General features: G+C 64.6%; 7 protein-coding genes. 1 reads left to right on the top strand and 6 read right to left on the bottom strand.

From position 1 onward, the window contains the following. The first annotated feature begins 2 nt into the window (after positions 1–2). The gene (locus ACP7BV_RS07315) at positions 3–1,673 is read left to right on the top strand and encodes a ShlB/FhaC/HecB family hemolysin secretion/activation protein (protein ID WP_426103033.1); all 1,671 of its coding nucleotides are present in this window, start codon (positions 3–5) and stop codon (positions 1,671–1,673) included. A gap of 10 nt (positions 1,674–1,683) precedes the next feature. Here ACP7BV_RS07315 and ACP7BV_RS07310 read toward each other — a convergent pair whose 3' ends face one another. The 6 genes from ACP7BV_RS07310 to ACP7BV_RS07285 form a co-directional block, all read right to left on the bottom strand. After that, complete coding sequence (locus tag ACP7BV_RS07310; protein ID WP_426103031.1) at positions 1,684–2,529, bottom strand: endonuclease/exonuclease/phosphatase family protein; 846 nt, start codon at positions 2,527–2,529, stop codon at positions 1,684–1,686. A gap of 136 nt (positions 2,530–2,665) precedes the next feature. After that, a complete protein-coding gene (gene tsaD, locus ACP7BV_RS07305; protein ID WP_426103029.1) occupies positions 2,666–3,706 on the bottom strand; it encodes a tRNA (adenosine(37)-N6)-threonylcarbamoyltransferase complex transferase subunit TsaD in 1,041 nt (346 codons plus the stop codon). Positions 3,707–3,876: 170 nt separating this feature from the next. Then, positions 3,877–4,935: a 3-deoxy-7-phosphoheptulonate synthase gene (locus ACP7BV_RS07300; RefSeq protein ID WP_426103027.1), complete on the bottom strand. Its 1,059-nt coding sequence runs from the start codon at positions 4,933–4,935 to the stop codon at positions 3,877–3,879. 150 nt (positions 4,936–5,085) lie between these two features. Next, positions 5,086–6,210 carry a HupE/UreJ family protein gene (locus ACP7BV_RS07295; RefSeq protein WP_426103025.1) on the bottom strand — a complete coding sequence of 375 codons (1,125 nt, stop codon included), beginning with the start codon at positions 6,208–6,210 and terminating at the stop codon, positions 5,086–5,088. Further along, the gene (locus tag ACP7BV_RS07290) at positions 6,210–7,394 is read right to left on the bottom strand and encodes a tetratricopeptide repeat protein (RefSeq protein ID WP_426103023.1); all 1,185 of its coding nucleotides are present in this window, start codon (positions 7,392–7,394) and stop codon (positions 6,210–6,212) included. The genes ACP7BV_RS07295 and ACP7BV_RS07290 overlap by 1 nt, the downstream gene beginning before the upstream one ends. Positions 7,395–7,506: 112 nt before the next feature. Next, positions 7,507–7,761 carry a hypothetical protein gene (locus tag ACP7BV_RS07285; protein ID WP_426103021.1) on the bottom strand — a complete coding sequence of 85 codons (255 nt, stop codon included), beginning with the start codon at positions 7,759–7,761 and terminating at the stop codon, positions 7,507–7,509. Positions 7,762–7,781 lie beyond the last annotated feature (20 nt).

Here is a 7,781-nt window from a genome sequence, read left to right as displayed (position 1 = left end):
CAATGAATCAATCAACTATGAATACCAGCAGGTCCGTACCCGTTGTCTTGTTCCCACGCCGCCAGCATCGGCTGGCCGCCATGCTGGCCGTGCTCTGGGTGGCCGCGCCGGCCTGGTCGCAGGTGGCGCCCACGCAGATCGACCCGGCCGCCTTGCAGCGCCAGGAAGCCGAGCGGCGCCGCTTCCTCAACGAGCAGGCGCCGCCGGCAGCGCCTGCACCGGCGGTGATTCGCGACGAGACGCGCGAGCAAGCCAAACCGGCGCCGGCCAGCGGTCCCAAGTTCATGCTGCAACAGGTGGTGTTTGGCGAGAGCGCCTTCCTGAGCAAGGACGAACTGGCCGCGATCGCGGCGCGCTACGTGGGCCGTGAAGCGGACTTTGCGCTGCTAACCAGCATGGTCGAGGAAGTCAATGCGCGCTACCGGGCGCATGGCGTGGTGACGGCGCGCGCGGTGATCGGCGCGCAGAAAATCCAGAACGGCGTGGTCAGGATCGACCTGGTCGAAGCGCGCCTGGCGGGCGTCAGCGTAGCCGGCGCCACCTACACCAGCAAGGCGTTCGTGGCCGAGTGGTTCGCGCCCCAGCAGGGCAAGACGCTGGTCGTGGGCGACCTGGAACAGCAGATCAAGCGTTTTAACCGCAGCGGCGAACTGCAGATCGAGGCGGGCCTGCGGCCGGGGGCAAGCGTCGGCCAGACCGACATGCTGCTCACCGTGCGCGAACCCAAGCGACTGCAGTTGCGCGCCTTTGCCGGCAATGAAGGCGCGCGCAGCATTGGCGAAGCGCAGGTCGGCTTTGACGCCGCCGTCAACGGCCCGCTGGGCCTGGGCGACCGCGCCTCGGTCTATGTGTCGCGCTCGCGCGGCGCCACCTCCGGCACGTTTTCGTACGCGGTGCCGATCAACCACCTGGGCGGCCGGCTGACCGAGACATACAGCGACAGCGTGACCGACATCGTGGCCGGACCCTACCGGGAACTGGGCATCAGCGGGCGCTCGAAGTCGGTGCAGATCGGCGTCACGCAGCCGCTGTGGCGCACCGGCGGGTGGTGGTTCGACCTTGGCGCCACGGCGGGCAAGACGCGCAGCCGCAACCAGGTTGGCGCTCTTGAGCTGAGCCGCACCAGCATCCTGAATCAGTCGCTGGTGGCCAGCGCCGCCGGTACGTTCGAGCAGCGCACGGTCAACCTGGGCCTGACGGTGACGCATGCCACGGAACAGTCGGCGACCGGCCAGGAACGCAGCTTCAACCTGCGCCAGTTGAGCGGCAGCTGGGCCGAGACGATGGGAGCGAAGCAGTTCGCGCTGCTGCGCGCCAGCGTGCAGGATACCAGCGTGGTGAACCTGTCGCCGTCGCTGTTGTTCCAGCTTGGCGGCACCGGCACGGTACGCGGCTACGAGGCGGGCGCGCTGTCGGGCGACCGCGGCTACCTGCTGAACCTGGAGCTGCACCGGGCGCTGCGCGAGAACGTCGACGCCTATGTGTTCGCCGATGCGGGCGAAGTGCGCACCACCGGCGTGCTACGCCAGCGGGCACACTCGGCGGGCGTGGGCACCGACTTCCAGCTGGGCGCCAAAATGCGGGGCAATATCACCGCCGCGCGCGCGCTGAAAAAAGTCATGCCGGACCAGTCCGACTGGCGCGTGACGGGCCGGGTCAGCTACGAGTTTTGAGCCTTGCCGGCTAGTTGATGTCGAGCACGATTGGCTGGTGGTCGGACGCGGCTGTTTCAGACTGCACTTCGCACTCCGCCACCCGGCCCACCAGGTCTTCGGTCACGAAAAAGTAATCGAAGCAATCGGCCCGCTCGGGCCACTTGAAACCATGCAGGCCGGCGGTAGGCGCGCGCGCCACATGGGGATGCTTGAAGCGCCAGGCGTCGACCAGCGGCAAGGCGACGCCTTCATCGGGCGCGATCAGCTCCTTGTATTCCGGCGTATCCGGCACAAAATTAAAGTCGCCGCAATAGATGGCCGAGCCCGGTCGGAAACCAAGCTGGTAGGGTGATTCGAGCGTGGGATCGGGCTGGAAGATGCGGGCCCGTTCGCACGCTTCCCAGTGCAGGTACTTGACATGCCGGACCTGCGCCATGCGCTGCACGGGCGAGTAATATTCAAGGTGGGTGGTCAGCACGCGCACCTTGCCACCCGGCGCTTCGATCACCGCTTCGATCAGTCCGCGCGGCATGCCTGCGGGGCTGTGCGGATCGGGCGGCCACGGCAGCAAATAGCGGTGCACTTGATTGATCCTGAACTTGGACAGAAGCAAGTTGCCGAACTGGCGCGGCATATTGTTCTGGTAAATTTCACTGGTCGGTTCAAGCACCGGCTGGTAGCCGCCAAAAGCCCCCGCCAGCTGGCGGAACTGGTTCGCGTTGGCGTTGCCTTCCAGCTCCGCATGATTGGCTGCAACTTCTTGCAGGCAGATGATGTCCGGGTTCAACTTGCGCAAGACGTCGATAATGGCATGGATGCGAATCCGGCCATCCTTGCCACAACCCCAATGAATATTCCAGCTGACAACACGCATAAAAAGCACCTCTGGAAAAACACAACCGGTCGAGTTTGCCATTGATTACGAATGGGCGGTCACACCGTAGGATCGGCGCGGGCCGCGCGAGTTCACTGGTGAAGCAGGAAATTGGCGCGCTCAACCGGCTGGGCCGTCAGACGACCTTGATTTCGTCGAGCGGCCAGCGCGGCCTGACGTTAAAGCTGTAGTCGCGCCGGGCGGCTTCGGGATTGATCATCAGGCGCATGGCGCCGGCAAAGGCGATCATGGCGCCGTTGTCGGTGCAGAACTCAAGTTCCGGATAATACACGCGAAATTTTTTAGCCACGGCGGCCGCATTCAAGGCTTCGCGCAGCTGGCTGTTGGCGCCCACGCCGCCGGCGATCACCAGGCGCTTGAGGCCGCTGTGGCGCAGCGCGCTGATGCATTTGGCCGTTAGCACATCGACGATGGCGTCGACAAAGCCGCGCGCGATGTTGGCCTTGTCCTGCTCGCAGATATTGGCGATGATTTTTTCTTCATGGTTTTTCACCACGGTGAGCACGGCTGTCTTCAGGCCTGAAAAGCTGAAGTTGAAGTCCTTGGAATGGAGCATCGGGCGCGGCAGCTTGTAGGCGCTGGGATCGCCAAATTCAGCCAGGCGCGAGATGGCAGGGCCCCCCGGGTAACCCAGGCCGAGCAGCTTGGCGGATTTGTCGAAGGCTTCGCCGGCGGCGTCGTCCAGCGTTTCGCCCAGCAGCGTGTACTGGCCCACGCCGTCGACCCGCATCAGCTGCGTGTGGCCGCCCGAGACCAGTAGCGCGATGAACGGGAACTGGGGCGGGTCGCTCGCCAGCAGCGGCGAGAGCAAATGGCCTTCGAGGTGATGCACGCCGAGCACCGGCTTGTCGAGCGCCAGCGCCAGGCTGCAGGCGATCGAGGAGCCGACCAGCAGCGCGCCGGCCAGGCCCGGACCCTGGGTGTAGGCGATGGCGTCGATGTCGGCCAGGGCCAGGTTGGCGCCTTTGAGCGTTTGCTCGAGCAGCGGAATGGCGCGCCGGATATGGTCGCGCGAGGCCAGTTCAGGGACCACGCCGCCGTACTGCTCGTGCATGGCAACCTGCGAGTGCAGGGCGTGGGACAGCAGGCCGCGTTGCGTGTCGTATAACGCAAGACCAGTTTCATCGCAGGAGGATTCGACGCCGAGGACAATCATGGGGGACAGTAGATGTTCTTAATGCGCCATTGTAAAGCACGGCGTCGGCGGGCCATGGCGGAATGCGCGCTGCGCGCTTTTCCGCCCTACATGGTCCTGGCCGATCGTAGAGTCAATCGTAGGGCGGAAAAGCGAAGGCGCATTCCGCCAAGCGCCGCCGACGGCTCGCTTTAAGGCCGGTTCAGCAATTCCGCATGCGCGCTGCGCAGCATCGACTCCGTTGCAGCCCAGTCGATGCAGCCGTCGGTCACCGAGCAGCCATACTGCAACTGCGACAAATCCGACGGAATCTTCTGGTTCCCGCCCACGATGTTCGACTCGATCATCACGCCCACCAGCGAGGTGTTCCCGTGCTTGATCTGCTGGATTACGTCCGACATCACCAGCGGCTGCAGCTCGGGCTTTTTGTAGCTGTTCGCGTGCGAGCAGTCCACCACCAGGTTAGCCGGCAGCTTGGCCTTGGCCAGCGCCTGCTCGGCAATGGCGATCGACACCGAATCATAGTTCGGCCTTCCATCGCCGCCGCGCAGCACCACGTGGCCGTAGGCGTTGCCCGCGGTGCGCACGATCGATACCTTGCCCTGGCCGTTGATGCCCAAAAACGAGTGCGGATGCGCCGACGATAAAATGGCGTTGATCGCAATGCTGATATCGCCGTCGGTGCCATTCTTGAAGCCGACCGGCGTCGACAAGCCCGACGACATTTCGCGGTGGGTCTGCGATTCGGTGGTGCGCGCGCCGATCGCGGTCCATGCGATCAGGTCGCCCAGGTACTGCGGCGAGATCGGGTCCAGCGCTTCGGTGGCGGTCGGCAAACCGAGCTCGCACACGTCGATCAGGAACTGGCGCGCCTTTTCCATGCCTTCGTTGACGTGGAACGAGTCGTCCATGTCCGGGTCGTTGATGTAGCCTTTCCAGCCGGTGGTGGTGCGCGGCTTTTCGAAGTACACGCGCATCACCAGCAGCATGCTGTCGGCGACTTCTGCCTGCAGCGCCTTGAGGCGGCGCGCGTAATCGAGGCCCGCGACCGGGTCATGGATCGAGCACGGGCCGACGACGACGAACAGCCGCTTGTCCTTGCGGTCGATGATGTCGCGCAGCGCCGCGCGCCCTTTCATGACGGTGGCAAAGGCGCTGTCGGTTAGCGGCAGGCGGGCATGCAGTTCCTCGGGCGTGGGCATGGTCGCGAACGAGGTGACGTTGGTATTTTCAATATCTGGCGTGATCATGAAGTGCACTTTTCGGTGTATTTACTATAAGGATCCTTGATTTTAGACTGAAATTACGTTTGTTGCATTGCATCAGCCAAAAAAAACGGGCGGTCCGCGTGCAGCACGCAGAACCGCCCAAAAACCACGCACTTACCCTTCACTTGCTCATTACACCGGCATCAGCTTCATGTCGAACGCCCGTTCGACCAGCCATACCGCCGCCAGCAGGGCGATCAGGGCCGAGCCGCTGGTCATCAACTGCCGGTAAAACCAGGTCCGGCGCGCCAGGAAGGCGAGCGGCAGGAACACGGCGACGATGGCCAGTTGGCCGATTTCGACCCCCACATTAAAGCCGGCCAGCGACAGCGCCAGCGTGCCTTGGGGCAGGCCCAGGTCGGCCAGTACGGTGGCAAAACCGAAACCGTGCAGCAGCCCGAACGCAAAGGCGGCGTGCGGGCGGCGGCCGCGAAACAGCGGAAAAATATTGTTCAGCGCCGCCAGCACGACCGACGCCGCAATGGCCGATTCCACCCAGCGCGAAGGCAGCGCCACCACGTGCAGGCTGGCCAGCGTGAGCGTGATCGAATGCGCCAGCGTGAACGCCGTCACCACCTTGAGCACGTCGATCAGGGCGCCCCGGAAGTTTTGCGCCTGCTCGGACGCTTTGTGCATCAAGACGGCCGGCAGCAGCAGCGAGAGCAGGAACAAGATGTGGTCAAAGCCGATCCAGATGTGCCAGATGCCTTCCTTGACGTAGTCGGCAAACTGGGTCCACTTGCTGGGCGCGCGCAGCGACAAGGTCTGGCTGGCATGCTCGGGACTGAAGATGGCGGTGGAGGTGACGCCGTCGCTGACCAGTTTGAGCAGCCCTTTGTGCTGCGGATCGAGTTCGGCGAACAGGCGGTAGTTCACGCCCAGCGTCGCGAGCTTGCCGGGGCAGGCCGCGCTGAAACGCAGCACGGTGTAAGCGCCGTCGGTATGGTTGTCGATCAGCTGTTCGCCGGCGCGCACCACGCAGGCCTGCTCGCCATTGGTCAGCGCCAGGCGCCCCAGCGCGTAGGCGGCAATTGCGCCATGCTGGGCGCGTACTTCGTCCCAGGTCAATTCGCCATTGCCGTCCTGGTCCAGGTTGAGCGCGAAATCGAGGTCGCGCAAGGCGATGTCCCATTGACCGGTGACTTTGTCGCCGGCGACGTTGACGGTCAGGTAGCTGTCGCTGGGCTTGTGGGCTTGGGCCGGCAGCATCGGGCACAGCAACAGCAGGGCGAGCATGCAAGAGAGCAGGGCGCGCATCAGGCACCGCCTTTGAGCTGCCGGGACAGGCGCGCCACCACCACGTCCTCGGTGCGGTTGTTGGCGATCCAGTCGAGCACCGGCGCGGCGGCGGCCTTGTTGCCCGCCTTGAACGCCGCTTCCAGCAGCACGCGGATGTCGGCCGATTCCTTTTGAACCTCCCAGTTTTTTTGCGCCAGCGTCAGCGCGGTTGCTGCGTCGCCGCGTACGTGCAGTTCATAGCGGGCTTGCTCGCGCTGATGCACGGTGTCGCCGCGCTGCATGGCGGCGCTAAAGCGCGCTGCCAGTTCGGCGTCGGCAGTGCGCAGCGCTTCGTTAGAACCGGGTGTCTGCTTGAGCGCCAGCGCATAGCGCAGCAGCAGGCCGTCGATGCGCCGCTGGTCCTTGACCAGTGCGATCACTTCGGCCGGGCGTTTTTGGTCGAGCAGGAAGTCGGCGTAGGCGCCCACCAGGTAGCTGTCCTGGGGACTCATGGCCAGCGCCTTTTTGTAGCGCGCCTCGGCGGCGGCGCCATTGCCGCGCCGTTCGGCGATTTCGGCCAGCAGCGTCAGCACCCACACCTGCAATTCCGGGTCGGCGTCGGCATTGCGGGCAAGCGTGGTGTCGAGCAGCGCTTCGCTGGCCCCCGCGCGCCCCGTCATGGCGCCCACGCTGGCGATGCAGGTCAGGCTGACCAGCTGCTCGGTGATGCTCGACAGGCGCGCACAGCTGGCGGTGGCAGCCTGGTAATCGCCGCGCACGGTCTGGACCGTGGCGCGCGTGAGCCAGGCCTGCACGTTTTGCGGGTCGGCCGCGACGATCGCGTCCAGATCGCGCATCGCTTCGGGAAAGTGGTGGGTGCTTTGCAGCAGCGTGGCGCGCAACAGGCGCACGGCGCTTGGCGGGGCCGCCAGCGACCACCAGGGCGCCAGCGCGGCCTGGGCGTAACCGAGGTAGCGCGGATCGGTCTGGCTGCGGGCGGTGGCAATGTGATGCTGGGCGACCGAGGTGGCAAGCGTCACGTCGGTGGGGTTGGCGGCAAGCTGCTTGCGCAGGCGCTGCAGCTCAAGCTGGGCGGGATCGTTGCGGCGCGGGAGGCGCTCGACGACGTCGCTGCCTTTGGCGGGAATGTAGGGCGCGGCGTGAGCCGCGGGCGCAAGCAACGCGCAGGCAACAGCGGCGATCAATGCAGATCGAATCAACATGGTATTTTCTCAGTGCGTGAGAACGACTATTTTTATGAATGCTGCTCCGGCCGGGGGTGGTCCCCCGGTCCGGATTATTGCTGCGATGCACTACTTCGATTACTGCTGCCTGTTACGTGAACTCGACCGGTTCCGTGTCTTCAGGCTGGGTGGCTACTACTTCATCGATTGGCGTGGCGTCGGTGTCCTCGCTGGTGGGCGAGAAGTACTGCGTCACCATGGTGTAGAACGCGTCGACCATGGTAGAGGGCGGCGTGGGAACGCCTCCGTCCGTGGGCGAACCGTTGTTACTGCTGCTACTGCTGTGGCACGCGCTCAGCAGCAAGGTGGCGCACACGGCGCACAGCAAGCTCAGTTTTTTCATCATGCTCTCCTTGTGAATGCGGC

It is taken from the genome of Massilia sp. TSP1-1-2, from assembly GCF_049896185.1.
Lineage (GTDB): Bacteria > Pseudomonadota > Gammaproteobacteria > Burkholderiales > Burkholderiaceae_D > Telluria_A.
This window is presented reverse-complemented; position numbering and strand designations above follow the sequence as displayed.

What these genes read in the sequence shown, in the direction of transcription:
- ACP7BV_RS07290 (WP_426103023.1), bottom strand. Translation starts at nt 7,394, where the DNA reads ATGTTGATTCGATCTGCATTGATCGCCGCTGTTGCCTGCGCGTTGCTT.
- ACP7BV_RS07285 (WP_426103021.1), bottom strand. Translation starts at nt 7,761, where the DNA reads ATGATGAAAAAACTGAGCTTGCTGTGCGCCGTGTGCGCCACCTTGCTG.
- ACP7BV_RS07295 (WP_426103025.1), bottom strand. Translation starts at nt 6,210, where the DNA reads ATGCGCGCCCTGCTCTCTTGCATGCTCGCCCTGCTGTTGCTGTGCCCG.
- tsaD (WP_426103029.1), bottom strand. Translation starts at nt 3,706, where the DNA reads ATGATTGTCCTCGGCGTCGAATCCTCCTGCGATGAAACTGGTCTTGCG.
- ACP7BV_RS07315 (WP_426103033.1), top strand. Translation starts at nt 3, where the DNA reads ATGAATCAATCAACTATGAATACCAGCAGGTCCGTACCCGTTGTCTTG.
- ACP7BV_RS07300 (WP_426103027.1), bottom strand. Translation starts at nt 4,935, where the DNA reads ATGATCACGCCAGATATTGAAAATACCAACGTCACCTCGTTCGCGACC.
- ACP7BV_RS07310 (WP_426103031.1), bottom strand. Translation starts at nt 2,529, where the DNA reads ATGCGTGTTGTCAGCTGGAATATTCATTGGGGTTGTGGCAAGGATGGC.